22 protein-coding genes and 2 pseudogenes are annotated in these 26,216 nt (G+C 71.5%); 18 read left to right on the top strand and 6 right to left on the bottom strand.

The genetic code is table 11. The features are described from left to right. Nucleotides 1–10 precede the first annotated feature (10 nt). The gene (locus KHP12_RS12120) at nucleotides 11–811 is read right to left on the bottom strand and encodes an alpha/beta fold hydrolase (protein ID WP_086879801.1); all 801 of its coding nucleotides are present in this window, start codon (nucleotides 809–811) and stop codon (nucleotides 11–13) included. Nucleotides 812–1,120: 309 nt separating this feature from the next. Here KHP12_RS12120 and KHP12_RS12115 point away from each other — a divergent pair, with 309 nt between their 5' ends. From KHP12_RS12115 to KHP12_RS12090, 7 genes and pseudogenes are all read left to right on the top strand, one after another. Next, nucleotides 1,121–1,954: a 2-keto-4-pentenoate hydratase gene (locus tag KHP12_RS12115; protein ID WP_208652840.1), complete on the top strand. Its 834-nt coding sequence runs from the start codon at nucleotides 1,121–1,123 to the stop codon at nucleotides 1,952–1,954. Continuing rightward, nucleotides 1,951–2,916, top strand: a complete 966-nt coding sequence (locus KHP12_RS12110) for an acetaldehyde dehydrogenase (acetylating) (RefSeq protein WP_037962670.1) — start codon at nucleotides 1,951–1,953, stop codon at nucleotides 2,914–2,916. The genes KHP12_RS12115 and KHP12_RS12110 overlap by 4 nt, the downstream gene beginning before the upstream one ends. Then, a complete protein-coding gene (gene dmpG, locus KHP12_RS12105; RefSeq protein ID WP_210610237.1) occupies nucleotides 2,913–4,007 on the top strand; it encodes a 4-hydroxy-2-oxovalerate aldolase in 1,095 nt (364 codons plus the stop codon). Before KHP12_RS12110 ends, dmpG begins: the two co-directional genes overlap by 4 nt. Before the next feature lie 92 nt (nucleotides 4,008–4,099). After that, nucleotides 4,100–4,771 (top strand): TetR/AcrR family transcriptional regulator, encoded by a 672-nt coding sequence (locus KHP12_RS12100; RefSeq protein ID WP_086886055.1) that lies wholly within the window; start codon nucleotides 4,100–4,102, stop codon nucleotides 4,769–4,771. A gap of 259 nt (nucleotides 4,772–5,030) precedes the next feature. Next, nucleotides 5,031–5,201: pseudogene (locus tag KHP12_RS52880) on the top strand (hypothetical protein); the annotation flags it as partial. Nucleotides 5,202–5,277: 76 nt separating this feature from the next. After that, the gene (locus KHP12_RS50950) at nucleotides 5,278–6,033 is read left to right on the top strand and encodes an MFS transporter (protein WP_308016755.1); all 756 of its coding nucleotides are present in this window, start codon (nucleotides 5,278–5,280) and stop codon (nucleotides 6,031–6,033) included. 54 nt (nucleotides 6,034–6,087) lie between these two features. Next, a complete protein-coding gene (locus tag KHP12_RS12090; protein ID WP_244203419.1) occupies nucleotides 6,088–7,131 on the top strand; it encodes an LLM class flavin-dependent oxidoreductase in 1,044 nt (347 codons plus the stop codon). Here KHP12_RS12090 and KHP12_RS12085 read toward each other — a convergent pair. Continuing rightward, on the bottom strand, nucleotides 7,121–7,456 hold the full coding sequence (locus KHP12_RS12085) for a DNA gyrase inhibitor YacG (RefSeq protein WP_211832935.1): 336 nt from the start codon (nucleotides 7,454–7,456) through the stop codon (nucleotides 7,121–7,123). The genes KHP12_RS12090 and KHP12_RS12085 overlap by 11 nt on opposite strands. A 213-nt stretch (nucleotides 7,457–7,669) precedes the next feature. Between KHP12_RS12085 and KHP12_RS12080 the strand changes: the two genes are divergently transcribed. Both KHP12_RS12080 and KHP12_RS12075 read left to right on the top strand, forming a co-directional pair. Next, the gene (locus KHP12_RS12080) at nucleotides 7,670–8,272 is read left to right on the top strand and encodes an LmbU family transcriptional regulator (protein WP_086885963.1); all 603 of its coding nucleotides are present in this window, start codon (nucleotides 7,670–7,672) and stop codon (nucleotides 8,270–8,272) included. 531 nt (nucleotides 8,273–8,803) lie between these two features. Further along, nucleotides 8,804–9,769, top strand: a complete 966-nt coding sequence (locus KHP12_RS12075; protein ID WP_210610239.1) for a ParB/RepB/Spo0J family partition protein — start codon at nucleotides 8,804–8,806, stop codon at nucleotides 9,767–9,769. Between the two features lie 1,007 nt (nucleotides 9,770–10,776). On the opposite strand, the gene KHP12_RS12070 is transcribed toward KHP12_RS12075, so the two are convergent. Continuing rightward, nucleotides 10,777–11,865, bottom strand: coding sequence for an alpha-hydroxy acid oxidase (locus KHP12_RS12070; RefSeq protein WP_218053939.1), 1,089 nt, complete (start codon nucleotides 11,863–11,865; stop codon nucleotides 10,777–10,779). 79 nt (nucleotides 11,866–11,944) lie between these two features. Further along, the gene (locus tag KHP12_RS12065; RefSeq protein ID WP_211832934.1) at nucleotides 11,945–13,126 is read right to left on the bottom strand and encodes a VOC family protein; all 1,182 of its coding nucleotides are present in this window, start codon (nucleotides 13,124–13,126) and stop codon (nucleotides 11,945–11,947) included. A gap of 181 nt (nucleotides 13,127–13,307) precedes the next feature. Here KHP12_RS12065 and KHP12_RS12060 point away from each other — a divergent pair, with 181 nt between their 5' ends. The 7 genes and pseudogenes from KHP12_RS12060 to KHP12_RS50945 form a co-directional block, all read left to right on the top strand. After that, nucleotides 13,308–14,456: a prephenate dehydrogenase gene (locus KHP12_RS12060; protein WP_086884484.1), complete on the top strand. Its 1,149-nt coding sequence runs from the start codon at nucleotides 13,308–13,310 to the stop codon at nucleotides 14,454–14,456. A 205-nt stretch (nucleotides 14,457–14,661) separates the two neighbouring features. Continuing rightward, nucleotides 14,662–16,107 (top strand): aminotransferase-like domain-containing protein, encoded by a 1,446-nt coding sequence (locus KHP12_RS12055; RefSeq protein ID WP_244203204.1) that lies wholly within the window; start codon nucleotides 14,662–14,664, stop codon nucleotides 16,105–16,107. A gap of 52 nt (nucleotides 16,108–16,159) precedes the next feature. Continuing rightward, nucleotides 16,160–17,233, top strand: coding sequence for a 3,5-dihydroxyphenylacetyl-CoA synthase DpgA (dpgA, locus tag KHP12_RS12050; RefSeq protein ID WP_051573855.1), 1,074 nt, complete (start codon nucleotides 16,160–16,162; stop codon nucleotides 17,231–17,233). A gap of 14 nt (nucleotides 17,234–17,247) precedes the next feature. Further along, nucleotides 17,248–17,907: an enoyl-CoA-hydratase DpgB gene (dpgB, locus tag KHP12_RS12045; RefSeq protein WP_086884485.1), complete on the top strand. Its 660-nt coding sequence runs from the start codon at nucleotides 17,248–17,250 to the stop codon at nucleotides 17,905–17,907. After that, on the top strand, nucleotides 17,904–19,181 hold the full coding sequence (dpgC, locus tag KHP12_RS12040) for a (3,5-dihydroxyphenyl)acetyl-CoA 1,2-dioxygenase DpgC (protein WP_086884486.1): 1,278 nt from the start codon (nucleotides 17,904–17,906) through the stop codon (nucleotides 19,179–19,181). The genes dpgB and dpgC overlap by 4 nt, the downstream gene beginning before the upstream one ends. A 56-nt stretch (nucleotides 19,182–19,237) precedes the next feature. Then, nucleotides 19,238–20,731, top strand: a complete 1,494-nt coding sequence (locus KHP12_RS12035; RefSeq protein WP_241788019.1) for a tryptophan 7-halogenase — start codon at nucleotides 19,238–19,240, stop codon at nucleotides 20,729–20,731. A gap of 2 nt (nucleotides 20,732–20,733) precedes the next feature. After that, nucleotides 20,734–21,525 (top strand): annotated as a pseudogene (locus KHP12_RS50945) (alpha/beta fold hydrolase); the annotation flags it as partial. Here the strand turns inward: KHP12_RS50945 and KHP12_RS12030 are convergent. Together KHP12_RS12030 and KHP12_RS12025 are read right to left on the bottom strand one after the other, a co-directional pair. After that, nucleotides 21,524–22,915 (bottom strand): sensor histidine kinase, encoded by a 1,392-nt coding sequence (locus KHP12_RS12030; protein WP_244203205.1) that lies wholly within the window; start codon nucleotides 22,913–22,915, stop codon nucleotides 21,524–21,526. The pseudogene KHP12_RS50945 and the gene KHP12_RS12030 overlap by 2 nt on opposite strands. Before the next feature lie 8 nt (nucleotides 22,916–22,923). After that, nucleotides 22,924–23,577, bottom strand: coding sequence for a response regulator transcription factor (locus tag KHP12_RS12025; RefSeq protein ID WP_037962653.1), 654 nt, complete (start codon nucleotides 23,575–23,577; stop codon nucleotides 22,924–22,926). A gap of 221 nt (nucleotides 23,578–23,798) precedes the next feature. Between KHP12_RS12025 and KHP12_RS12020 the strand changes: the two genes are divergently transcribed. Beyond that, nucleotides 23,799–24,005, top strand: a complete 207-nt coding sequence (locus tag KHP12_RS12020) for an MbtH family protein (protein ID WP_020866836.1) — start codon at nucleotides 23,799–23,801, stop codon at nucleotides 24,003–24,005. A 54-nt stretch (nucleotides 24,006–24,059) separates the two neighbouring features. Then, the gene (locus KHP12_RS12015; protein WP_211834838.1) at nucleotides 24,060–26,165 is read left to right on the top strand and encodes an ABC transporter ATP-binding protein; all 2,106 of its coding nucleotides are present in this window, start codon (nucleotides 24,060–24,062) and stop codon (nucleotides 26,163–26,165) included. The last annotated feature ends 51 nt before the right edge of the window (nucleotides 26,166–26,216 follow it).

Here is a 26,216-nt window from a genome sequence, read left to right as displayed (position 1 = left end):
CACGCCGTTCTCAGCCGCCCGCCGGCTCGGCGGAGGCGGCGGCTTCCCGTACGAGCCGGGCGAACTCCTCCGGCCGCTGTTCGGGGAACGGCACACCGGCCCCGGGCACGATGTGCCCCTTCGCCGACAGCGCCCGCACCATCGGCTCGAAGCTGGGCATCGACGGGTCGTCGTCCTGTCCGCAGATGACCGTGGCCGGGGCGACGATCCGTGGCAGCCGCTCGTCCATCGCGAACAGCCGGATGGCGATATGGCCGTCCTCCACCCGGTCCAGCACCCGCAGGGCGTCGGCCATGAAGCGGTTGAGCGCGGCCTCCTGCCCCGGCTCGTAGAAGTGTCTGCGCCGGTTCCACAGCTCCAGGAGGTGGGAGCCGTCCGGCTTCGGCGGCACCCAGTCGACCGGGCGTTTCCACACCGCGCGGGCGCGCTTCTCCGGGGTGATGAACGGGGTCGCGGAGAGCGTCAGGCTCCGCACCCGGGAGCCCAGGCGGGCCGCCACCTCCACCGCGATCACTCCGCCGGTGTGGTGTCCGACCAGGTGGAACGTATCGAGCCCGAGCCCGTCGACCAGGTCCTCGACCCCGTCGGCGAACATCTCGACGCTCTGGTCGTCCGCGGGTTTCGCCGACGCCCCGTAGCCCACGGTGTCCATCGCGATCGCCCGGTGTGTGGCGCCGAGCAGCGGAAGCACATCGCGGTACTCGGCCCAGGACCGCGGGGTCTGGTGGAGCAGCAGCACCGGCTCGCCCTCGCCGCACTCGACGTAGTGCAGCTGGCCGAACCGGCTGGCGGTGTAGTGGGCGGTCAGCATGCGCACTCTCCTGACGTGGCGGGGCGGCGAGCCCGCACTTCTGGTCGTACTTTGTACGGAACTCCTTGGGTGCCGTCAAGAGACGTTCGCCGGGGGAAGGGCCATCGCCCGGAGCGTTCCGTCAGGCGGTACGGAACGCTGGACGGACACGGGTGCGCGAGGTCAGTGTCACCTCGCCCGGCACGTCGCCGCGCGCCCCGTTCCGTGTGACGGAACGAAAGTTGGCCCGTGGCGGGCGGCGCGTCTATACCGGAGGCCACATCGGGGGCGCCGGGCCCCGGCCCCATGTTCTTCTCCAGGAGGTAGCCCGTGCCGAATGTTCCCGACCACGTCCCGACGGACTTCCTCCCCGGGGCCGTGGTCAAGGCCGCCGACGCGCTCGCGGGCGCCGCCCGCGACGGGATCGCCTGCGCGCCGGTGCGCACGCTCCTGGACGACGGCGACATCGAGGCCGCCTACGAGGTGCAGCGGCTCAACCTACGACGCGAACAGGCCACCGGCCGCCGGATCGTCGGCCGGAAGATCGGCCTGACGTCTCCTGCCGTACAGCGTCAACTCGGCGTGGACCAGCCGGACTTCGGCGCGCTCTTCGCGGACGCGGCCGTGCCGGAGGGCGGCGAGGTGCCCACCGGGCGGCTGCTCCAGCCCAAGGTGGAGGCCGAGGTGGCGCTCGTGCTCGGTGGTGACCTGCCACACCGCCACTGCACCGTCGTGGATCTGCTGCGCGCCACCGACTTCGCGCTGCCCGCGCTGGAGATCGTCGACAGCCGGGTGCGGGGCTGGGACATCTCCATCGTGGACACCGTCGCCGACAACGCCTCCTGCGGGCTGTACGTCCTCGGCGCCTCCCCGGTGCCACTGTCCGAGCTCAACCTGCGCTCCGTGCAGATGACCATGACGCGCAACGACGAGGTGGTCTCCGAAGGGACCGGCGCCGACTGCCTCGGCGGCCCCCTCAACGCGGCCGTCTGGCTGGCCTCGGTCCTCGCCGAGCGGGGCGACCCGCTGCGCGCGGGCGACCTCGTCCTGACCGGAGCCCTGGGACCGATGGTCCCGGCCGTCCCGGGCGATGCGTTCCACGCCCGTATCTCGCTCCTGGGCACGGTAGGAGTCGGGTTCGCCGCGGAAGGAGACCACCGGTGAGCAGCGAGACCAGCACCCGCACCAAAGTGGCGATCATCGGCTCCGGCAACATCGGCACCGACCTCCTGATCAAGGTACTGCGGCTCTCCGACACCCTGGAGATCACCGCGATGGCCGGGATCGACCCCGCCTCCGACGGCCTGGCCCGCGCCCGCCGCCTGAAGGTGGCCACCACCCACGAGGGCGTGGACGGGCTGGTGGCGATGGACGAGTTCGCCGACGTGGACATCGTCTTCGACGCCACCTCCGCCGGTGCCCACAAGCGCCACGAGGAGGTGCTGCGCCCCCTCGGCCGCACCCTCGTCGACCTCACCCCGGCCGCCATCGGCCCCTATGTGGTGCCGCCGGTCAACGGCGACGCCCACCTCGGCGCGCCCAACGTCAACATGGTCACCTGCGGTGGCCAGGCCACGATCCCGATCGTGGCCGCGGTGGGCGCGGTCACCCCCGTCCACTACGGGGAGATCGTCGCCTCCATCTCCTCCCGCTCCGCGGGCCCCGGCACCCGCGCGAACATCGACGAGTTCACCGAGACCACCGCCGCCGCCATCGAGCGCGTCGGCGGCGCCGCCCGCGGCAAGGCCATCATCATCCTCAACCCCGCCGAACCGCCCCTGATCATGCGCGACACCGTGCACTGTCTCGTCTCGGGCTGCGCCACCGAGGAGGTCACCGCCTCCGTCGAGCAGATGGTCGGCCGCGTCCAGGCGTATGTGCCCGGCTATCGCCTCAAGCAGAAGGTGCAGTTCGACCAGGTGGGGTCCGGCGATCCGATGCGCTCCCTGCTGCCCGCCGAGGCCGCGCACACCGACGCGGTGAAGGTCTCGGTCTTCCTCGAGGTCGAGGGGGCCGCCCACTACCTCCCGGCCTACGCCGGAAACCTCGACATCATGACCTCGGCCGCGCTGCGCACCGCGGAGCGCCTGGCCGCACATCGCTCCGGCGAGGAGGCCGCACGATGACCACGACCGACGCCGGCGCGACCGCCGACACCCCGCCCGCCGACACCCCGCCCGTCCCGCCCGCCCTGTACATCCAGGACGTGACCCTGCGGGACGGCATGCACGCCATCCGCCACCGCTACACCGTCGAGCAGGCCCGCACCATCGCCGCCGCGCTGGACGCCGCCGGGGTGGCCGCCATCGAGATCGCCCACGGCGACGGCCTGTCCGGCTCCAGCGTCACCTACGGAATCGGCGCCCACACCGACTGGGACTGGATCGAGGCCGTCGTCGGGGCCACCGGCACGGCGATCCCCACCACCCTGCTGCTGCCGGGCATCGGCACGTTGCACGACCTCAAGCAGGCGCACGCCCTCGGCATCCGCTCCGTGCGCGTCGCCACCCACTGCACCGAGGCCGACATCTCCGCCCAGCACATCTCCGCCGCCCGCGAGATGGGCATGGACGTGGCCGGGTTCCTGATGATGTCGCACATGGCGGAACCGTCCGAACTCGCCCGCCAGGCACGGCTGATGGAGTCCTACGGCGCCCACTGTGTGTATGTCACCGACTCCGGCGGCCGACTCACCATGGACGGTGTCCGCGACCGCTTCCACGCCTACCGCGATGTGCTCGACCCGGGCACCGAACTCGGCATCCACGCCCACCACAACCTCGCCCTCGGCGTGGCCAACACCGTGGTGGCCGTGGAGAACGGCGTCACCCGCGTCGACGCCTCCCTCGCGGGCCAGGGCGCGGGGGCGGGCAACTGCCCGCTGGAGGCGTTCATCGCCGTCGCCGACCTGATGGGCTGGAAGCACGGCTGCGACCTGTTCCCTCTGATGGACGCCGCCGACGACCTCGTACGGCCCCTCCAGGACCGCGAGGTCCGCGTCGACCGGGAGACCCTGACCCTCGGCTACGCGGGGGTGTACTCCAGCTTCCTGCGCCACGCCGAGGCCGCCGCGGTCCGCCATGGCCTGGACACCCGCGCCATCCTGGTCGAGGTGGGCCGCCGTGGGATGGTCGGCGGCCAGGAAGACATGATCACGGACATCGCGCTCGACGCCGCCCGCCCGGACAACACGTCCCGCCCGGACAACACCTCCTGATCGCCGCCCGATCGGTGGGACGCCTGTACGGTGTGGTGTCCGACGGCGTCGGTGTCGCCGGTCCGCGGTGGTGTGCGAAGAGGAGAGTCCCAGTGGCGGGTCAGCGGTCGCGTGGCAGGGCGCTCACCGCTGAGCGGATCATCGAGGTGGCCACCCGGATCTGCGACGAGGAGGACATCGACGACCTGACGATCCGGCGGCTCGCCGCGGACCTCGGCGTGGGCGCGATGACGCTCTACAGCTACTTCCGCGGCAAGGAGGAGATCCTCGACGGGATCGCCGACTACGTCATGGGGAACTTCCGGCTGCCCACCGCGGAGGAGACCTCGCCCGAGGCGGTCGTACGGGCCCTGGCGCTGGCCTTCCTCGAGATGATGCGGGAGCACCCCAGCATCGTGCGGCTCTTCGCCACTCGGGTGAGCACCGGCCCGCGGTCCATGCGGGGCGCGTTCGAGGCGGTCATCGGGAGGCTGCGCGAGGCGGGGTTCGCGGACCGGGACGCGGTGCGTGTCTACGGCCTGATCGTGCAGTACAGCCTGGGCTTCGCCAGCTATCAGGCGCCCCGCCCGTGGGGGAAGGCCGACCACCCCGAGGCCGAGGAGCTGCGGCGTCAGCGCAGGCACTTCTACGGGGCCCTGCCGCGCGAGGACTTCCCCCACCTGGTGGAGCTCGCCGAGGAGATGACCACGCTGCCCAGCGACGAACAGTTCCTCTTCGGGCTCGACTGCCTCATCGACGGCGTACTGCGGCGCACCGGCGACTGAGCCTCGCCATCCGGCTTTCCCAGCCCCGGATCCTTCGGCCCGGGGGCCTGTTGCCGACCTTCCTCGATATGCGGCTCCGCCGCGTGGCAGGGGCTCCGCCCCTGGACCCCCGGGGTCTCCTGGACCCCCGGGGTCTGGGGCGGAGCCCCAGTTGAGGGAAGGGGCGGGGAGGGGAACAGCCCGCCGCAGGCGTACGCGTACCGCCGGACACCCCTAGGCGTCGCCCCGCCCGTCCCTCTCGCGTCCCTCTCCCGTCCCCATGGACCGTCCCTCCGGACAAAGGACCCTCATGACAGCAACCGATGTTCATGGCCCCGGCCGGGTCGCCAGGCTCGCCCAGGGGTTCTCCGTCGGTGGCGAATACGGCGGGGCGGTGCTGATGACCATCGAACACGCGGAGCGCGGGAAACGTGGCTTCCGGGGCTCGCTGTTCAATACCGGGACCTCGGCCGGGCTGCTCCTGGCCAACCTCGTCTTCCTCGGGGTGTCCGTTCCTGCTGAGCGCGGTGCTCGTCGGCGTGGGTCTGTTCGTGCGGCTCAGCCTGGACGAGAGCCCCGAGTTCGAGGCGGTCAAGGCGCGGAACGGGGTGGACCGGCTGCCCGTGGTCGAGGTGTTCCGCGAGTGCGGCGGTCGGGTCGCGCTGATGGCCGCCGGGATCCTGAGCGCGGGGGTGGCCTTCACACTGGCGACCGTCTACAGCCTGGAGTACGCCCGCACCGGGCTGCACCTGGACAAGGACACCATGATCGCCGTGCTGCTGCCGGCCACCCTCGTCATCGTCGTCTGCGTCCCACTCGCCGGAAAACTGGCGGACCGGTTCGGAAACCGCACCGTCTTCATCGCCGGGGCGGCCTCGCTGATCGTGCTGCCATTCGCCTGGCTCGCGCTGCTCCAGACGCGGAATTACGGGCTGATGCTGCTGGGCTTCACGCTGCTGTTCATCGGCTACTCCGCCAACTACGGCGTGGTTCCGGCGTACTTCTCACAGGTCTTCCCGGCCCGGCTGAGGTTCACCGGCATGTCGATCGGCTTCACCGTCGGGCTGATCGCCGGGAACGCGTTCGCTCCCGACATCGCCACGTATCTGCTGCACACCACCGGCGGATGGGTGGGCATCGCGGTGTACATGGCGGCGATGTCGGCCGTCTCGGTGGTGGCGGGCCTGTTCCTGCGGGAAGTGGACGACACCACCGAGCCGTCCCGCGCTCCGGCTCCGCACGTGGCCGACAGCGATACGGGCGATACGGCGCAGATGCGCTGACCGCCGTACGTCGTGCCGTACCAAACACTCACACCAAGCCCTCAGGAGGAGACCGTGAACGAGAACAGTGGGATACGCGTCGGTGTGCGCATACCGCCGTGCGACCGGGTGGACCGGCTGGCCGGGACCGCCCGGCGGGCCGAGGAACTGGGCTTCGACCAGGTGTGGTTTCCCGACTCCCAGCTGCTGTGGCGGGATGTGTACACGGTCCTGACCGCCGCCGCGCTGGGTACCGAACGGATCGGCCTGGGCAGCGCGGTCACCAACGTCGTGACCCGGCACCCGGCCGTCGTCGCCTCGGCCGCGCGCAGCGTCGCCGAGCTGGCCCCCGGCCGGTTCACCCTCGGCCTCGGCGTGGGCAACAGCTCGGTCGGCCCCATCGGCCTGCGCTCCAGCACCGGGGCCGAACTGCGCGCCGGGATCGCCACGCTGCGGGCGCTGCTCCAGGGGCAGGAGTGTGACTTCAACGGTGTACGGTCCCGGCTCCGGGACCCGGCTCCGGACGTGCCGATCCACGTGGCCGCCAGCGGTCCGCGGAATCTGCGGCTCGCCGGGGAGATCGCCGATGGTGTCGTCCTGCTCAGCGGCGTCTCACGGACGACGCTCGCCGGCGCCACCGCCCGGGTGCGGGAGGGCGCCGAGGCCGCGGGGCGCAGCACGGAGGCGATTCCGCTGACGGTCTCGGCGTTCTGCGCGGTGACCGACGATGTGGAGGCCGAAGCCCGGCTGCTCAAGCCGATCTGTGCCTCGATCGCCCAGAACGGCGGGGCGCCCTTCCTCGCCCTGGCCGGGATCGAAGTGGACGTCCCGGCGCGGGTGGAGGGGGTCTATCCGGACCTCGTCCACGCCGAGGACTGGGACGCGGCCGTCGAGATCTGCTCGGCGTGGGTGAGCGACGAGATGGCCCTGCGCTTCGCCCAGGAATTCTGCCTCTTCGGCACCGCCAAGGAGATCGCCGAACGGCTCACCGCGCTGCACGCCGACGGGGTGACCGATGTGTTCCTCCAGCACGTCGGTTCCTACGACCCGCCCACCGAACTGATCGAAAGCGTCGGCTCCGCGGTGCTGCCCGCCCTGCGGCCGGACGTCAGCCGGTGAGGGTGCCGGACCCGGAACCGCCGTCGGCCGCGACGATCAGATTGAGCACGGTGATGTGCTGACCGCAGTTCGGGCACTCATGGCCGGTGCTGAGCGGGGGCACCGGCACCGCCTGCGACCGCTGGTGCGTCCGGTCTGCGGTGTCCGCGGTGTGCGTGGTGTCCGCGGTGTCCGCGGTGTGGGTGTGCGCGGTGTCCGCGCCACGGCGGTGGGCCCGCCACCACCGGGTCTTGCATCTGGAGCCGCAGAACCTGCGCGTCGGGTTCCTGCTGGTCCAGGTGAACTCGGCGCCGCATTCGGCACACCGCCGGGCTGCGGTGTCCATGTAGCCTCCTCTGTCGGCTCGCGGTGAGACTGATTCCGCATCCATCCGCCCAGTAGATCGGTGCATGGGTTTCGGAACCGTAACGCCCTCGGTCGCCCGCGCGTGAGGTGCTTCCCGGCCGGTGGGAACCGGCCAGGTGCGATGAAACCTCGCCGAAACCCCCCTCTGTGGAGGATGAGGCCGCCGAAGACGAGGGCAGGTGAGGTGTGCACGATGTCCATCCCCGCGAACGGGCGGACGACCACCCGGCGAACGGGATTGTCACTCCCTCCCGATCTGCCGTTGCCCGAGTGGCGCCACCTCGGCCAGCAGATCCACGTCATCGCCGACTCCTCCGCGTGGTGGCTGGGCGATTGGCTCATCTTCGGCCAGGAGCACTACCCCGACCGCTACCGCCAGGCGCTGAAGCAGACCTCGCTCGACTACCAGACGCTCCGCAACTACGCCTGGGTGGCACGTAAGTTCGAGCCGGGCAGGCGGCGGGGCAAGCTGAGTTTTCAGCACCACGCGGAAGTGGCGGCCCTCCCCGAGGCCGAGCAGGAGGAGTGGCTGACCCGGGCCGAGGAGGGCGGCTGGACCCGCAATGCGTTACGCCGGCAGATACGGATGCGGCGTCAGTGTCCGGAAGCCGCACCGGAGCCGGGCGTTGTGCAGGTGAACGTGGTCGCCGAGCGCAGAATCCGCTGGGAGCGGGCGGCGGAGACCGCCGGTCTCGGGCTTATGGATTGGATCATCCAGATGCTCGACGAGGCGGCCGAAGACCCGGTCCCGCATATTCCCGGCTCCGCCGCCGACCCGCCTGCCCTGGGGGCGTGAGCAGCGCTCCGTAGAACCTCTAGCCAATGCTTTCTGTCCCGCCGGCGGGACGACGGCGTGGATTCCGGATCGGCATTCCCGCGATTCCCCCGATTTGGCGTTCCCGCATGCCCCATGAAAGCATTTCATGCGTGCTCCGGGGCCCTGGGAAGGAACGCGAAGGGCCAGGTGAGCGGCCGAACTGGGCTGCATTCACCTCATGTGACGCGTCTCGTCCCGCCGGTATCAGTAATCACCTATGGAACGCCATCGCTTCCGCTGGTGATCGCTCCGGCCGAAACCATGAGTTCTGGTTGAGTAACAGCGGCGCGCCGCGCGTGGATACGGGGTGTCAAACCGCCTGACCGCTGTTAGAGTCTGCGTCGAAAGATTGAACGGCCTTTCGCGATTTCGCGAAGTGGAGCAACGGGGGGTGGTCGATATTGATCGGCCACGATTGGCGATCTTCGAAGTGGTGTCCAAAGCGTTCCTGCCACCCCCCGGATAGAAATTCCTTTCGAGGCGAGCTCGCCTTGGAGCGGGGGGTTGGCGATGTTCGAGCAGCAACTTGAGGAAGGGGTCGTCGAAGTCGACATCGCGTCGATTTCGATGGCGGAATCACCGCGAAGTTCAGGGGAGGACCCGGAGCACATCCAAGCGCTGGCGGAGACGGAAGTCACGTTACCGCCCATCATCGTCCACCGGACCACGATGCGGGTGGTCGACGGCGCCCACCGGCTACGGGCCGCGGAGCTCCGCGGCGACGAGAAGATCAAGGTCAAGTTCTTCGACGGCAGCAAGGCCGACGCGTTCGTCCTGGCCGTCGGCTCCAACATCACCCATGGTCTGCCGCTGTCGATGACGGACCGGAAGTCGGCGGCCGCGCGCATCATCGTGTCGCATCCCCAGTGGTCGGACCGCATGATCGCGTCGGTCTCGGGCATCTCGGCGGGCACCGTCGCGGAGATCCGGCGGCGGACGTCGGCCGAGGAGGCTGCCGGTGGCAGCCGTATCGGTCAGGACGGCCGGGTCCGTCCCATCAACAGCGCCGCCGGGCGCGAGCTGGCGAGCAGGCTGATCACGGCGAACCCGGGGCTGTCGCTACGCCAGATCGCCCGGGCCGCGGGGATCTCTCCGGAAACCGCACGGGACGTCAGGAACCGGATGAGCAGGGGCGAGGACCCCTTGCCGAAGTCGCGTGGCGCGGCGAAGGCCGGGGGCCGGCGGACCGAGGCGCTGAGCCGGTCCACGGCGGGCGCGGCCACCGCCGAGGTGGTCCCGATGGCCGATCGCCTCGCGGCCGTGCACCGTCTCACCTCGGACCCCGCCCTGCGGTTCAACGAGACGGGCCGCAGGCTGCTCCGGCTGCTCAACATCAACATGCTCAGTACGGAGGAGTGGCAGGAGATCATCGCGAACGTGCCGCCGCATTGCAGTGGCATCGTGGCCAGCCTCGCCCGTGAGTGCGCGGGGATGTGGGACGAGATCGCGGTCCGGGTGGACCTCCAGCTCGCCTAGGGAACACCCGAGGGACCGTACCGCCTCCGGCGGGCCGCTCCCCACCCCGCCCCTCCCCGAAACTGGAGCTCCGCCCCAGACCCCGGCCCGGGGCTCCGCCCCAGACCCCGGACGGGGTTTCGTCCCGGGTTCCGGTCCAGGGTTCCGCCTCGGACCCCCGGGTGGGGGTTCGGTCCCGGGTTCCGGATGGGGGCTTCGCCCCGGGGTCCGGGTGGGGGTTCGCCCCAGGCCTTGGGCGGGGGCTTCGCCCCAGCACTCGGGCGGGGGGTCATCCCGGACCCCGCCGGGGTTCCGTCCCAGGCCCGGTCCGGAGTTCCATCTCAGGTCCCGGGCGGGGGTTCCGCCTCGGACCCCCGGGTGGGGGTTCGGTCCCGGGTTCCGGATGGGGGCTTCGCCCCGGGGCCCGGGTGGGGGTTCGCCCCAGGCCCGGACGGGGCTCCGCCCCAGGTCCCGGGCGGGGGTTCCGTCCCGGGTTCCGGGCGGGGGCTTCGCCCCAGCACTCGGGCGGGGGGTCATCCCGGACCCCGCCGGGGTTCCGTCCCAGGCCCGGACGGGGCTCCGCCCCAGGTTCCGGGCGGGGGTTCCGTCCCGGGTTCCGGGCGGGGGTTCCGTCTCAGCCCCCGGTCCCGGGTTCAGTCCCGGGCCTTGGACGGGCGTTTCGCACCCGGCCCCGGACGGGGGTTCCGTCTCAGGGCCTGGTCCGGGCTTCGTCCCAGAGCCCGGTCCGGGGTTCCGCCGCTTCCCGGGGCATCGATATGCGGGTCCGTCGCGTGGCGCGCTCCGCTCCAGATGCCGGGGTCCAGGGGCGGAGCCCCTGGTAGCGGGAAGGGGCGGGGAGGGGAGAAAGACCCGCCGGACACCCCGCCCCGCCGGGCCCGTCCAACCAGCGGGAATCGCTGGTTGGACAGCTCCGGCCGAAGCCACATGCCGACCCGGCGATCCAGCGATCCGGCCAGGACGAGAGGCCCGTCCTGGCCGGATCGCATATGCGGTGGCGGGGCCGCGGTTCACCGTACGGTGCGCAGGCCCCGGGCCTCGGTGACATCGACGCAGCCCGCCAGCCCCAGGGCCGACCGCAGTTCGGCGGTCAGCAGCTCGAACACCCGCCGCACACCCGCCTCACCAGCCGCGGCCAGCCCCCAGATCACCGGCCGTCCCACCAGCACCCCGGCCGCGCCGAGAGCCAGGGCTCTGAGGATGTCCGTACCGCTGCGGACACCGCCGTCGAGCAGCAGCTCGCAGCGGCCGCCGAGCACGGGCGCCAGTTCGGCCAGTGCGTCCAGGCTCGGCACGGCGCCGTCGAGCTGACGGCCGCCGTGGTTGGAGACCACCAGCGCGTCGACGCCCGACTCGGCGGCGCGCAGCGCGTCCTCCCGTGCCAGGACGCCCTTGAGCACCAGCGGCAGCCGCGTGTGCTCCCGCAGCCGGTCCACCGTGGCCCAGGTCAGCGCCGGGGAGAACGCCTCGCTGGTGTGTGCGGCCACGGCCGAGGCACCGGACGGCCGGATGTGCGCCGTCCCGCCCGCGTCGATATTGGCGGCCCGCACCTCGGCCGGGAGCGTGAACCGATTGCGGATGTCCCGCAGCCGGCGGCCCATCCACGGCACGTCCACGGTGAGCATGAGCGCCTCGCAGCCCGCGTCCTCCGCCCGGCGGGCGAGTTCCAGCGTCCGGGCGCCGTCACGCAGCCAGTACAGCTGGAACCAGACGGCCCCGCCGACCGCCGTGATCTCCTCGACCGGCACACTGCTCAGCGTGGAGACCGCGAACGGCACCCCCGCGGCCTTTGCCGCCCGGGCGGTGGCCAGTTCCCCGTCCTCGTTCACCAGCCGCTGATACGCCACCGGGGCCACCGCCAGCGGCAGCGCCGCCGGGCGGCCGAGCAGGGTGGCGTCCGTCGCGCACCGCGAGACGTCCCGCAGCACCCGTGGCACGAGGAAGGTGCGGTCGAACGCCGCCCGGTTGGCGGCCAGCGTCAGTTCGTCACCGCTGCCGCCCGCCACGAAGTCCCGGACGTCGGGCGGCAGGACGGCAGCGGCGGCGCGCTCGAGGTCGGTCAGGCACTCGGCGTCGGTCAGGCACTCGGCGTCGGTCAGGCACTCCACACCGGCCGCGGCGTCGGCATCCGCCCCGGCCGCCCCCGCTCCGGCCGCACCGCGAACGGTAACGGTGCGGTCAGCGCCGGAAGTCACGCTGCCCGGTCCTCTCCAACTCCACGGCCTCGTACAGCGCCTTGATGTTCGCGCTGCCGAAGGTCTGGGCGCCCTGCCGCTCGATGACCTCGTAGAAGAGGGTGTGCCGCGGGTGGGTGGAGGCCGTGAAGATCTGGAACAGCTGTCCGTCGTGGTCCTCGTCCGCGAGCACCCCGGTGGCGCGCAGATCGGCCAGGCGGCGCGGGCTGAGGTCGATCCGCTCACCCAGCAGGTCGTAGTACGCGTCGGGCGTGGAGAGGAACGTGACGCCGCGGTCGGACATGGCGCGCACGGAGCCGACGGCGTCGTGCGAGGAGAAGGCCAGGTGCTGCACGCCCGAGCCCTGGTGGCTCTTCAGGAACTCGTCGATCTGCCCCGGCAGGGCCGTGTCGTCGGGCTCGATGAGCGTGAGCGTGACGGTGCCGGACGGGCTCTGCACGACCTTCGAGTGCATCGCCTGGGCGCCGACGACGATGTGCTCCGCGAAGACGTCCCGGAAGCCCAGCGCCTGCTGGTAGTACGCGACGGCCGGGCCGAGGCCGCCGGTGCCGAGACAGACCGCGATGTGGTCGATGTCGAGCAGACCCACCTCGGCCGGGCTCACCTCGGTCGGGCTCACCTCGGCCGGGCTCACCTCGGCCGGGCCCACCTCGGCCAGACCCGCTCCGGCGCCCGGCCCGTCCGGCTGTTCCTCGCCGTCCATCGGCACGAATCCCGCGGGCAGCCCGGGGCCCGTGTCCGGCGCGCGCTCGACCAGGGTGTGGACCACGTCCCCGAAACCGTGCACCGCGGCGGTGACGGACGGGCCGTCACCGGTGTGCCGGGCCGGTTGCCGGTGGACACCGGCACCGTTCGCCACCGCCGCCTCGAAGGCCGCCCGCACATCGGCGGTGCGCAGCGCGATGTCCGCCACGCCGTCGCCGTGGCTGAGCACATACGCCGAGGCGGGGTGGCGGTCGGAGGTCGCCTGGGTGAGCACCAGCGTGATCCGCCCGTGCCGCAGCGCCAGGCTGCGGTGGTCCGCGGAACCGCCGCTGCCGACGATGGTGAACGCATACCGATCGACCCACTGGAACGCGCTCGTATCCAGGTTCTCCACATACAACTCGACATAGTCGATGGCGAGATCCGCGAGCGGCTCCGCAGCTTTCGGTGAATTCCTCATGTTGGTCCCCCAGATGCGGAAGAAAACCGAGCCCGCAGAACTCTAGGCGGCCATAAGCGCGTCCAGCCATCGGTGCTATTCCGGCGGTTGGCGGAACTCGTGGACCCCGGGCCTTCTCCATAAGCTGTGCCGTGTTTTGTGTTTCCGGGTCGCGGTCCTCTTGGACGGGTGATGTCTTGTGATGCACACGATGGCCGTCATCGGCACCGGCCTCATCGGTACGTCGGTCGCGCTCGCCGCCACCGGTCGGGGCGTGTCGGTGTATCTCTCCGACCGGAACCGGGCCGCCGCCAGAACCGCCGCCGCACTCGGCGCGGGCCGGGCGGAGGACCCGCCGGAGCCGGTCGACCTGGCCGTGCTGGCGGTGCCGCCGAGCCGGATCGCCGAGGTGCTGATCGCGGCCCAGGCCCGCGGTCTGGCCCGCGCCTACACCGATGTGGCGAGCGTGAAGGCGGGCCCGGAGCGGGCCGTGCTCGCCCGCGCCCCCGAGCCCTCCCGCTACGTCGGCGGCCATCCGCTGGCCGGGCGGGAGCGGTCGGGGCCGCTGGCGGCGCGGGCCGAGCTGTTCCGGGGCCGCCCCTGGGCGCTGACGCCGCACCGGCTGACCTCGCGCGCCGCCCTCGACCGAGGCTTGGAGCTGGCCGAGTTGTGCGGCGCCGCGCCGGTGGTGATGCGCGGCCGGGAGCATGACGAGGTGGTGGCGCTGACCTCGCACGTTCCGCATCTGCTGGCCAGCGTGATGGCCGCACGGCTGCGCGACGGCCCGGCCGGGGTGCCGCTGCTGGCCGGGCAGGGGCTGCGCGATGTGACCCGGATCGCCGCCGGGGACCCCCGGCTGTGGAGCGACATCCTGCGGTCCAACGCGGCCGCCATGGCCGGGGTGGTGAAGGAGCTGCGGGCCGATCTGGCCCGGGTGGCGGCGGCGCTGGACGTACTCGCCGAGGAAGACGTACCGGCAGAGGAAGACGAGTTCGCCGAGGACAGCGGCGCAGGCCATGACCAGGGCGTACGGACCCTGGAGGAGCTGCTGTCCCGGGGCGTCGCCGGGCTCGCGGGGCTGCCGCGCCCTGGCGTCGGCCCGCCCGCGGCCGAGACCGGCCTACGGATCCTGGTCCCGGACCGTCCGGGGGAGCTGGCCCGGCTGCTGGGCGCCGTCGCGGCGCTCGGAATCGCCGTGGACGACGTCGCCGTGGAGGCCGCGGAGGAGAGCGGGCTACGGGTGCGGGTGCCCGTTCCCACGGCCGACGCCGAGCGGATCGGGGCCAAGCTGGGCGCCGACGGATGGGACGGATGGGAGCGGGCACGGGCTGAATCGGTGCCCGCGGGATAGCGCTCCTCAGGGCTGCGGACAAGCCCGTCCAAGCGCGCGGTTCGAGCAATTGGACGGCGTTGTCGAAAGGGTGACGGGCGTGTGATGCTGAAGCATCCGAGCCGCCCTCATTCAGCCGATCTCATTCATCCGGCCTCATTCATCCGGCCTCGATCACGTCGCTCGCATTCGAGCCGCCTCATTCATTTGCCGCCCGGGGGAATTCATGGCAGGAACCACCGTCGCCGCGCAGACCCGTCAACGGGAATACCTCGAAATGGCAGAGCTGCACGGCAGCGTTTCCGAGCCGGTGCTGGACACGATGAACTTCCTCAACGAGGTGACCCATCGCTATCCGGACGCGATTTCCTTCGCCCCGGGCCGGCCGTACGACGGCTTCTTCGACACCGAGCAGGTCTTCACCCACATCCGCCGCTACCTGGACCACCTGGCGGAGCAGGGGAGTTCACCGGCCGACATCCGTACCGCGCTGTACCAGTACGGGCCGACCGCCGGGCAGATCCGCCAGATCATCGCCGACTCGCTGCGCGTGGACGAGGACACCGATGTGCCGCCCGAGTCCATCGTGGTGACCGTCGGCGCCCAGGAGGCCATGCTGCTGGTGCTGCGCGCGCTCTTCGCGGGCCCCGACGACGTCCTGCTGGTCTCCAGCCCCTGCTACGTGGGGATCACCGGCGCGGCGCGGCTGCTGGACGTGGCCGTGCGCCCGGTGGAGGAGCACGAGGACGGGTTCCACGCCGGCGATCTGGAGGCCGCGGTGCTGGCGGAACGTGCGCGCGGCCGCCGCCCCCGCGCGTTCTACGTGGTGCCCGACCACTCCAACCCCTCCGGGAACACCATGGGCCCGAAGGCCCGCGAGGAGCTGCTGGAGCTGGCCGAGCGCCATGACTTCCTGGTGCTGGAGGACAGCCCGTACCGGCAGGTGAGCCCCGGCACCCCGCTGCCGACGCTGAAGTCCCGGGACCGCGCCCGCCGCGTGGTGCACCTGGGCTCGTACTCCAAGACCGTCTTCCCCGGCGCCCGGGTCGGCTTCGTCGTGGCCGACCAGCGGGTCCGGGACGCCACGGGCGGTGAGCGGCTGCTGGCGGACGAACTCGCCAAGATCAAGAGCATGGTGACGGTCAACACCTCATCACTGAGCCAGGCCGCCGTGGCGGGCGCGCTGCTGGGCGCCCGGGGCCGCCTGTCGGAGCTCAACGCGGAAGCGGCCACGTACTACGGCGAGGCGATGCGGGAGATGCTGCGGCGGCTGGACGCCCGGCTGCCCGCCGCCCGCCGGGAGGCGCTCGGGGTGCGCTGGAACGAGCCCAGCGGTGGCTTCTTCCTCACCATGCGGGTCCCGTTCCGGGTGGACAACACCGTACTGACCACATCCGCACAGGACTTCGGCGTGATCTGGACGCCGATGGCGCACTTCTACCCCGGCACCGGTGGCCACCACGGCATCCGGCTGTCCATCAGCTATCTGACGCCCGCCGAGATCGACGAGGGCACGGCGCGGCTCGCGCGCTTCATCGAGGCGCACTGCGCGTCGCACAACGCGTCCAGCGCGCCGCATGACGCGTCACACAGCGCGTCACACAACGCGCCAACGCGCCGCACAGCACCAGCGGATCCCAGTGAGAAAGGTGAGGCAACGTGTCCGGACTGAGTCGCAGTCGCCGCCCCCGGAGCAAGCCGCGTATGTGGGGGTGGACCTTCCGATGACCATGGCAGCCGAGTTGCGGCCCCGCGCCCTCGGCGTGGGGACGGCGGTGACATCCACGTCGTACACCCAGCAGGAGGTGCTCGACGCCTTCGAGATCACCGACCCCAAGATCCGTTCGGTCTTCCTCAACAGCGCCATCGACCGCCGCCATCTGACGCTCCCGCCGCCGGACGGCAAGGGCGGCCGCGTCCCCGAACCGCAGGGCGACCTGCTCGACAAGCACAAGGCCAAGGCCATCGAGATGGGCGCCGAGGCGCTGCGCGCCTGCCTCAAGCGGGCCGGTGCCGAGCTGGCCGAGCTGCGCCACCTGTGCTGTGTGACCTCCACCGGACTGCTCACCCCGGGGCTGAGCGCCCTGCTCATCAAGGAGCTCGGCATCGACCGGCACTGTAGCCGCTCCGACATCGTGGGCATGGGCTGCAACGCCGGGCTGAACGCCCTGGGCGTGGTCGCGGGCTGGGCCGCCGCCCACCCCGGTGAACTCGCCGTCGTGCTCTGCGCCGAAGCCTGCTCCGCCGCGTACGCGATCGACTCCACGATGCGAACCGCCGTCGTGAACAGCCTCTTCGGGGACGGCGCGAGCGCGATCGCGCTCCGCTCAGGACCGGACGGCGTGGCCGACCCCGAGGGGCCGCGCATCCTCGAGTTCGCCAGCTGCATCATCCCGGACGCCTCCGACGCCATGCGCTACGACTGGGACCGCGAGCAGGGCCGCTTCAGCTTCTACCTGGATCCGCAGATCCCGTACGTGGTCGGCGCCCACGCCGAACTGGTCGTGGACCGGCTGCTGGCGGACACCGGGCTGCGCCGCAGCGACATCGCGCACTGGCTGGTGCACTCGGGCGGCAAAAAGGTCATCGACGCCGTCGTCGTCAACCTGGGGCTCACCCGGTACGACGTCCGGCACACGGTCGGTGTGCTGCGCGACTACGGCAACGTGTCCAGCGGCTCTTTCCTGTTCTCCTACGAACGGCTCCTGGACGAGGGAGTCGCCAAACCGGGTGAGTACGGCGTGCTGATGACCATGGGGCCCGGCTCCACGATCGAGACGGCGCTGGTCCAGTGGTGAGCGCGGAGGGTGTCATGGAAGAACTGCTGACCGTGACGGTGGACGGGGCCGAGCCGCCGACCGCCGCGACCGTCAACGCCGTACAGGCCGTGTGCGACAAGGCCGAGGACCGCCCCGGCCGCGGAGTCGTCGCCGTACAGGTCGGCGGGGCCCCGGCAGCGGGCTGGACCGGCGACCTCGATGTGATGCGCGTCAGCAAGTGGGAGCGGACACTGCGCCGACTGGAGCGGCTGCCCCGGGCCACCGTCGCGGTGGCCACGGGCGACTGCGGCGGCGCGGCCCTGGACGCCTTCCTCGTCTGCGACGTCCGGGTGGTCACCCCGGGCACCCGGCTGCTCGTCCACGGCGACGCCACGGCGACCTGGCCCGGTATGGCCGGCTACCGGCTCGTCCAGCTGGCCGGACCCGCGCGGGTCCGCCGGGCGCTGCTGTTCGGCGTGCCCATCGAGGCCCCCGAGGCGCTCGCGCTCGGCGTGGCCGACGAGCTGGCCGACGACCCGGCCGGTGCGGTCGCGGCCGTCGCCGGGCTGGTCAGCGGGCTGGCCGGAAAGGAGGTCGCGATCCGTAGGCAGCTGCTCTTCGACGCCGCGACGACCAGCTTCGAGGATGCTCTCGGCCCCCATCTGGCCGCCTGTGACCGGGTGTTGCGGCGGCCCGCGGTGGAGGCGTCATGACCGTCCCGCTCTGGCCGGAGCTGCGGCAGGCGGCCCACCGCGTCGACGAACTGGTGGCGAAGCTGCCCGAACCCGGCGCCCGGGGACCTGAGGAGCGGGCCGAGCTCGCCGCGGCCAAGGACACCGCCCGGGCGCTGCGGACGCGCTATCTGCACACCCACGCCGACGCCGTCTACGACCACCTCACCAGCGGCGGCGCCGACGAGCTCCGCATCGCCGAACTCGTCGGCGCCGCCGCGGACGCCTTCCCCGCGCTGCTGCCCACGGCCGGGCAGCTCGCGGCCGACCGCGCCCGGCGGCAGGCGGACAAGGAGGGGTACGAGATCGACCAGGGCATCTTCCTGCGCGCCGTGCTGGGCTCGCCCCGGTCGGGTCCGCATCTGCTCGACGCGATGCTGCGGCCGACGCCACGGGCGCTGCGGCTGCTGCCGGAGTTCACCAGGACCGGTGTCCTCGAGACGACGTCGGTACGGATGGAGCGGCGCGACGGCGCGGCGTATCTGACGATGTGCCGGGACGACTGCCTGAACGCCGAGGACGAGCAGCAGGTCGACGACATGGAGACCGCCGTCGACCTCGCGCTGCTCGACCCGGAGGTGAGGGTCGGGGTGGTGCGCGGCGGCCCGATGAGCCACCCCCGCTACCGGGGCCGGCGGGTGTTCAGCGCGGGCATCAACCTCAAGAGCCTGCACGCCGGGGCCATTTCGCTGGTCGGCTTTCTGCTCCGCCGCGAGCTGGGCTATCTCCACAAGCTGGTCAGGGGAGTGCGCACCGACACCGCGCCCTGGCACACCCCGACGGTCGAAAAGCCGTGGGTCGCGGCCGTCGAGACGTTCGCCATCGGCGGCGGCACCCAGCTGCTGCTCGTCTTCGACCATGTGCTCGCCGCGTCGGACGCCTGTCTGAGCCTGCCCGCGGCGCGGGAGGGCATCGTGCCGGGGGCGGCGAACTTCCGGCTCGGCCGGCACACCGGACCGCGGATCTCCCGGCAGGTCATCCTTCAGGGCCGGCGGATCCGGGCCACCGAACCCGACGCCCGGCTGCTGATCGACGAGGTGGTCGAGCCGGAGGAGATGGACACGGCCGTCGTCGGCGCCGTGGAGCGGCTCGGCGGCCCCGCGGTCGTGCCCAACCGGCGGATGCTGGGCGGGGCCGAGGAGCCGGTCGAGGAGTTCCGCCGCTATATGGCCGAGTTCGCGCTCCAGCAGGCGCTGCGCCTGTACGGCGAGGACGTCATCGGCAAGGTCGGCCGGTTCGCGGGGCGGGGCGCGTGACCGCGGCCGCGCCCGGCGGGCTACGAGAAGAGCAACGACGCCAGGAGGGGGAAGCAATGATGAGTGAGGGTCGTCAGGAGTACGACGTCGTGGTGGTCGGGGGCGGTCCGGGTGGGTCGACGCTGGCCGCGCTCGTCGCCATGCGGGGCCACCGGGTCCTGATTCTGGAGAAGGAGACGTTTCCGCGGTATCAGATCGGCGAGTCGCTGCTGCCGTCCACGATCCACGGCGTCTGCCGGATGACCGGGGTGGCGGAGAAGCTGGCCGCGGCCGGGTTCACCCCGAAGAAGGGCGGCACGTTCCGCTGGGGTGCCAACGCCGAGCCGTGGACGTTCTCCTTCTCGGTGTCCCCGAAGATCGCGGGGGCCACCTCGCACGCGTACCAGGTCGAGCGCTCGAAGTTCGACAACATCCTGCTGGAGCACGCGGTGGAGAAGGGCGCCGAGGTGCGCTTCCGGGTGTCGGTCACCGATGTGCTCGAGGACGGCGACCGGGTCACCGGCGTGCGGTACACCGACGCGGACGGCGCCGAGCACGAGGTGCACGCCCGCTACGTCGTGGACGCGTCGGGCAACGGCAGCCGGCTGCACAAGCGGGTGGGCGGCACCCGGGAGTACTCGCAGTTCTTCCGCAGCCTCGCGCTGTTCGGCTACTTCGAGGGCGGCAAGCGGCTGCCCGCCCCCAACTCGGGCAACATCCTGTCCGTGGCGTTCGAGAGCGGCTGGTTCTGGTACATCCCGCTCACCCCGGACCTCACCAGCGTCGGCGCGGTCGTCCGCCGGGAGAACGCCGACAAGATCCAGGGCGATCCGGAGCGGGCCCTGCTGGCGCTCATCGACGAATGCCCGCTGATCAAGGAGTATCTGTCGGACGCCACCCGGGTGACGGAGGGCCAGTACGGCCAGCTGCGGGTGCGCAAGGACTACTCGTACCACCAGACCACGTTCTGGCGGCCCGGCCTCGTGCTCATCGGCGACGCCGCCTGCTTCGTCGACCCGGTCTTCTCCTCCGGCGTCCACCTGGCCACCTACAGCGCCCTGCTGGCGGCCCGCTCGATCAGCAGCAGCCTGGCCGGGATCGTCTCGGAGGAGGCGGCGTTCACCGAGTTCGAGGCCCGCTACCGCCGGGAGTACGGCGTCTTCTACGAGTTCCTGATGTCCTTCTACGACATGCACGTGGATGAGAACTCCTACTTCTGGTCGGCCAAGAAGGTCACCCGCAACCAGCACACCGAGCTGGAGTCGTTCGTCGAGCTCGTGGCGGGCGTGTCGTCCTCGGAGTTCGACCTCGACGGGGCCGAGTCGGCCGCGCTGCGCATGAAGTCCAAGTCGGCCGAGTTCGTCTCCGCCATCGACGAGATGTCCGCCGACGCGGAGGGGAACATGACGCCGCTGTTCCGCTCCTCCGCGGTGCGCCAGGCGATGCAGGAGGGCGCTCAGGTGCAGAGCCGCGCCTTCCTCGGCGAGGACCTCGGCCCCGATGTGCCGATGTTCCCCGGCGGACTCATCACCTCCGACGACGGCATGCTCTGGCAGCCGGGGCCGGCCTGACGATGCCTGTCGTCCGGATCAACGGGATCCAGCTGAACTACGAGGAGCACGGAACGGGGGACCCGGTCGTCATGGTGACCGGCACCGGGGCCCCCGGCCGAATGTGGCGCACCCACCAGGTGCCCGCGCTCAAGGCGGCCGGCTTCAAGGTGATCACCGTGGACAACCGCGGGATCCCGCCGAGCGATCCCTGCACCGAGGGCTTCACCCTCGACGACATGGCGGCGGACATCGCGGGCCTCATCGAGCACCTCGGCGCGGGCCCGTGCCGGGTCGTGGGCTTCTCCCTGGGCGGCATCATCGTCCAGGAGCTGATCCTGGCCCGGCCCGAACTCGTCCGGTCGGCCGTGCTGATGGCGACCAGCGGCCGGGCCGACACCTTCGCCACCGCCCAGGCGATCGCGGAGATGGACCTGGCCGACAGCGGGGTCAAGCTGCCGCCCCGCTACGCCGCCTATGTCAACGCGTTGCAGAGCCTGTCCCCGCAGACCCTGGCCGATGAGCAACGGCTGCGGGACTGGCTGGACATCTTCGAGTTCTCCGCCGTCGACCTGGCCTCGGTCCGCGGCCAGCTCGGCCTCCAGCTGATCCCCAACCGGCTGCCCGCGTACGCGGCCATCCGCTGCCCGTGCCTGGTCCTGGGCTTCGAGCACGACCTGATCGTACGGCCGCAGCTCACCCGGGAGGTCGCCGACGCCATCCCGGGCGCCCGCTACACCGAGATCCCCGGCTGCGGACACTACGGCTATCTGGAGAAGCCGGCCGCGGTGAACGCCGCGCTCGTCGACTTCTTCACCGCTCCCCTCGCCGCTGCGGTGGCGGTCCCGGGCGGTGGGCCACTGGCGGTCCCGGGCGGTGAGCGGGTGACGGTTCCCGCTGGTGGCCGGGTGCCTGCCGGTGGTCCGTTGCCGGTCCCGGCCGGTGGACCGGCGGGTGCGGAAAGCCGATCGTGAAGACGAGGCCCCCCTCCGGGCGGGCCTCCACGGCGAGCGTGGCGTCATGGGCCACCGCGATGGCCTGCACGATCGACAGCCCCAGGCCCAGGCCGTCCTTGTTGGTCCGCGGGTCGCCGAGCCGCTGGAACGGCTGGAACATCTGGTCCAGCGCGCTCGGTGGCACCACCGGACCGGAATTGGCCACGGTCAGGACCGCCCGGCCGGGCTCGTCCGCCGTGGCCACCTCCACCCAGCCGTACGGCCCGTTGTGCCGCAGCGCGTTGTCCACCAGGTTGATGACGAGCCGTTCGGCCAGCGGCCGGTGGCCCGCCGCGACCGTGGCCGCCGGCGCACAGCGCAGCGTGATCCGCCGCTGCTCCGCGTCCGTCCGGCGGGCCGCCACGACCTCCCGCGCCAGCCGGTCCAGGTCGAACGGCCTGCGCACCTCGATCCCCGCGTGGCTACGGGCCAGGGTCAGCAGCGCCTCGATCATGCGCTCCTGCTGGGCGCCCGCGGCGAGGATCCGCTCATGCGCCGTGCGCAGCGATGCCACGTCCGCGTCGGGATCCGACAGGGCCAGCTGCCCCAGCGTCCGCTGCCGGGCGAGGGGAGTGCGCAGCTCATGCGAGGCGTTGGCGACGAACCGGCGCTGTGCCTCGAACGAGGTCTCCAACCGGCCGAGCAGACCGTCGAACGTGTCGCCCAGCTCCTTGAGTTCATCGCTCGGGCCCTCGAGCGCGAGGCGCTGATGCAGGCTGGTCGCCGAGATCTCCCGGGCGGCGCCGATGACCGTGCGCAGCGGGCGCAGTATCCGTCCGGAGACCACCCAGCCCAGCGCGATCGAGATGACCGACATCAGCCCGAGCGCGATCGCGGACTGCACCAGCAGGTCGTGCAGCATGGCGTCCCGCTGGAGCTCCATGATCTCCCGCGCCGCGGCCGGGAGGACATCGCGGGTGCTCTCCCCGATGCGCCCCCGCGGCGGCGGCACCGGCGGCGAGTGGCCGTCGGTCTCGCCCGCCCGCGGCCCACCGCCGCCCGGTGCGGGCTGCCCGCCGGACAGCGAACCGCCGCCCGCGCCCAGCACCAGCAGATACGTGATCGTCAGCAGCGCCGCCCCGGAGAGCAGGAACAGCGCCCCGTACAGCAGCGTCAGCTTCAGCCGGACCGTACGCCGGGGCAGGGCTGAGTGCGCGAGCCGGGCGGTGAGCCGGGACAGCGGAGCCATCAGCCGCGACAGCGAAGGCATCGTCGGCCTCAGATCCGGTAGCCGCGCTTGGCGACGGTCTCGATCACCGGCGGTTCGCCCAGCTTGGCCCGCAGCCTGCTGATGGTGATCTTCACGGCGCTGGTGAACGGATCGGCCGCCTCGTCCCACACCCGCTCCAGCAGCTCCTCCGCCGAGACCGCCCGCCCCTTGGCCGACAGCAGCAGCTCCAGCACGCCGAACTCCTTGGGCGCCAGCTCCAGCGGCCGGCCCGCCCGTGCGGCCTTGCGGCGCGCCGTGTCCACCACCAGGTCGCCGTGGTGCACCACCGGCGGCACGGCCGGATGTGCCCGCCGGGCCAGGGCGCCGATCCGGGCGATCAGCACCGGGAAGTCGAACGGCTTCGCCAGATAGTCATCGGCCCCCAGATTGAGCCCGTCGACCAGATCCTCCGCCGAGGCCGCCGCGGTCAGCATCAACACCCTGCTGCGGCAGCCGGACGCGATCAGCTCGGAGCAGATCTCATCGCCGTGCATCCCGGGCAGATCCCGGTCCAGCACGATCACGTCGTAGTCACTGAGCAGCGCCCGCTCAAGGCCGCCCGCCCCGTCGAACGCCACATCGACGGCCATCTGCGCCCGCCGTAAGCCGACGGCCACCGCCTGCGCCATTTCCTGGTCGTCCTCCACCACGAGCACGCGCACCCGCTCCCCCTCCTCGGTCTGTCCAACCGGCCTGCTCGGCCCTGCCCCCTGGACAACGAGATCCAGAATGCCCCGGCTCCGGTTTCCGCGGGGTTTCACCCGTTGTCCAAGTGCAGAGAATACGCGGTTGGACGCCACTTCAATAGTCGACCTTGCCGCTCCCGATGGGCCCTCGTTACCTTGAATTCCGGCCCGCTCCAGGGAAGTTGGAAGGAGTGAAGATGACCAATCCGTTCGACGACGAAAACGGTTCCTTTCTGGTCCTGCTGAACGACGAGGGCCAGTATTCGCTGTGGCCCGCCTTTGCCGAGGTACCGGCCGGCTGGCGCGTCGTATTCGGCGAGGACGCCCGCAAGAACTGCCTGGACTACATCGAGGAGAACTGGCGCGACATGCGCCCCAAGAGCCTCATCGACCAGCTCACATAGGTCGGACCGACCCAAGCCGAGGAGAGCGTCGTGTCCATAGGCGGCCCAGGGCCGATGATGATTCGCGCGGTGGGCCCCGACCCATCGGTGACCAAGCAGAAAATAAAAGCCGGGACCGCGAAACGGATAGTTCCGTATACCCGGCCGTACCGCGTCAGCATCTGTCTGCTGCTGCTCATGACCGTGGCGAACGCCGCCATTGTGGTGGCCGTCCCCATCCTCTTCAAATACCTCATCGACAATGGCATCGCCGAACATGATTCCGATGTCGTCGTGGGTATCGCCGTGGCGGTCGGCGGACTGGCGGTCCTCGGCGCGCTGCTGGGGTTCGGCGAGGCGTGGTACTCGGCCCGGGTCAGTGAAGGGCTCGTCTACGAACTGCGCACCAAGGTCTTCGACCATGTGCAGCGCCAGCCGCTGGCGTTCTTCACCCGGGCCCAGACCGGCGCCCTGGTCAGCCGGCTCAACGCGGACGTGGTCGGGGCCCAGCAGGCCCTGACGTCACTGCTGTCCACGGTCGTCTCGGCCGTGCTCACCCTGCTGTTCGTCCTCATCACGATGTTCTACCTGTCCTGGGTGATCACCCTGATCTCCCTGGTGGTGCTGCCCTTCTTCATCCTCCCCGGCAAGGTCGTCGGGCGCCGGCTCCAGCGGCTCATGCGCTCCCAGATGGAGCAGAACGCCGAAATGGGCGCGTTGATGAACGAGCGGTTCAACGTGACCGGCGCGCTGCTGACCAAGCTGTACGGCCGGCCCAGCCGCGAGCTGCGCCAGTTCACCAAGCTGGCCGGCAAGGTCCGCGACCTCGGCGTCCTGACCGCCGTCAACGGCAAGCTGCTCTTCCTGTCGATGGTCCTCCTCAGCGCGCTCGCCACCGCCGTGGTCTACGGCGTCGGCGGCCGCCTCGTCATCGACGACGCCTTCGAGATCGGCACCCTGGTGGCCCTGGCCACGCTGCTCACCCGGCTCTTCGGCCCCATCAACCAGCTCTCCAGCGCCCAGGCCAACGTGGTCACCGCGCTCGTCAGCTTCGACCGGCTCTTCGAGATCCTCGACCTCAAGCCGCTCATCTCCGAGAAGCCCGACGCGATCGCCCTGCCCCGCGACGGCGCGCCCGAAATCGTCTTCGACGGCGTCTCGTTCTCGTACCCGGCCGCCGCGGACGTCTCGCTCGCCTCCCTCGAATCGATCGCCATCCCGCGGTCGGAGCGCACCAGGAACGACTGGACCCTGCGCGAGCTGAGCTTCCGGCTGCCCGCCGGGAAGCTCACCGCCCTCGTCGGCCCCTCAGGCGCCGGCAAGACCACCATCACCCATCTCGTACCCCGGCTGTACGACCCCGGCGAAGGCACCGTCAGCATCGACGGACACGACCTCCGGGACCTCACGCTGGAGTCCCTCTACGACACCATCGGCGTCGTCACCCAGGACGCCTATCTCTTCCACACCACCATCGGCGACAACCTCCGCTACGCCCGTCCGGAGGCCACCGAGCAGGAGATGATCGACGCCTGTAAGGCCGCCCAGATCTGGGGCCTGATCGAGTCCCTGCCCGACGGCTTCGACACCGTCGTCGGCGACCGCGGCTACCGGCTCTCCGGCGGCGAGAAACAGCGCATCGCCATGGCCCGGCTCCTGCTCAAGGCGCCACCGGTCGTCGTCCTCGACGAGGCCACGGCACACCTCGACTCCGAGTCCGAGGCCGCGCTGCAACGGGCACTGGAGACCGCGCTCGCGGGGCGCACCTCCCTGGTGATCGCCCACCGGCTGTCCACGATCCGCGACGCCGACCAGATCCTCGTGATCGACGGCGGCCGGGTGCGGGAGAGCGGCACCCACGAGGAACTCCTCGCCCTGGGTGGGCTCTACGCGGAGCTGTACCGCACGCAGTTCGCGGGGCGCGGGGGGCCGGGTGGGCATGAGGCGTCACCCAATGGCCATGGGCCGGTGCCGCCCCATGGCCACGGGCCGGTGGGCAATGGCCATGGACCGGGGCCCCACGGACATGCTCCGGTCGGTCCTCCCCATGGGCCGTATCCGGCGGGCCCGGGGGCCGGCCCGTTCCCGGGGCCAGGGCCCGGTCCTGCGCCCTTCCCGGGCCCGGGACCTCATCCGGGCATGCGGGCGATGCCCGGCGGCCCGCCGCCCGGACATGGCTGAGCACGGCTGAGCACACGTAGCGCCGACCACCGCCATCGCGTACCGCGGCAG

It is taken from the genome of Streptomyces asiaticus, assembly GCF_018138715.1.
GTDB classification, from domain to species: domain Bacteria; phylum Actinomycetota; class Actinomycetes; order Streptomycetales; family Streptomycetaceae; genus Streptomyces; species Streptomyces asiaticus.
This window is presented reverse-complemented; position numbering and strand designations above follow the sequence as displayed.

What these genes read in the sequence shown, in the direction of transcription:
- KHP12_RS12080 (WP_086885963.1), top strand. Translation starts at nt 7,670, where the DNA reads ATGTCCATCCCCGCGAACGGGCGGACGACCACCCGGCGAACGGGATTG.
- KHP12_RS12060 (WP_086884484.1), top strand. Translation starts at nt 13,308, where the DNA reads ATGCACACGATGGCCGTCATCGGCACCGGCCTCATCGGTACGTCGGTC.
- KHP12_RS12120 (WP_086879801.1), bottom strand. Translation starts at nt 811, where the DNA reads ATGCTGACCGCCCACTACACCGCCAGCCGGTTCGGCCAGCTGCACTAC.
- dpgB (WP_086884485.1), top strand. Translation starts at nt 17,248, where the DNA reads ATGGAAGAACTGCTGACCGTGACGGTGGACGGGGCCGAGCCGCCGACC.
- KHP12_RS12055 (WP_244203204.1), top strand. Translation starts at nt 14,662, where the DNA reads ATGGCAGGAACCACCGTCGCCGCGCAGACCCGTCAACGGGAATACCTC.
- dpgC (WP_086884486.1), top strand. Translation starts at nt 17,904, where the DNA reads ATGACCGTCCCGCTCTGGCCGGAGCTGCGGCAGGCGGCCCACCGCGTC.
- KHP12_RS12030 (WP_244203205.1), bottom strand. Translation starts at nt 22,915, where the DNA reads ATGCCTTCGCTGTCGCGGCTGATGGCTCCGCTGTCCCGGCTCACCGCC.
- KHP12_RS12020 (WP_020866836.1), top strand. Translation starts at nt 23,799, where the DNA reads ATGACCAATCCGTTCGACGACGAAAACGGTTCCTTTCTGGTCCTGCTG.
- dpgA (WP_051573855.1), top strand. Translation starts at nt 16,160, where the DNA reads ATGACCATGGCAGCCGAGTTGCGGCCCCGCGCCCTCGGCGTGGGGACG.
- KHP12_RS12075 (WP_210610239.1), top strand. Translation starts at nt 8,804, where the DNA reads ATGTTCGAGCAGCAACTTGAGGAAGGGGTCGTCGAAGTCGACATCGCG.
- KHP12_RS12035 (WP_241788019.1), top strand. Translation starts at nt 19,238, where the DNA reads ATGATGAGTGAGGGTCGTCAGGAGTACGACGTCGTGGTGGTCGGGGGC.
- KHP12_RS12065 (WP_211832934.1), bottom strand. Translation starts at nt 13,126, where the DNA reads ATGAGGAATTCACCGAAAGCTGCGGAGCCGCTCGCGGATCTCGCCATC.
- KHP12_RS12085 (WP_211832935.1), bottom strand. Translation starts at nt 7,456, where the DNA reads ATGGACACCGCAGCCCGGCGGTGTGCCGAATGCGGCGCCGAGTTCACC.
- KHP12_RS12015 (WP_211834838.1), top strand. Translation starts at nt 24,060, where the DNA reads ATGATGATTCGCGCGGTGGGCCCCGACCCATCGGTGACCAAGCAGAAA.
- dmpG (WP_210610237.1), top strand. Translation starts at nt 2,913, where the DNA reads ATGACCACGACCGACGCCGGCGCGACCGCCGACACCCCGCCCGCCGAC.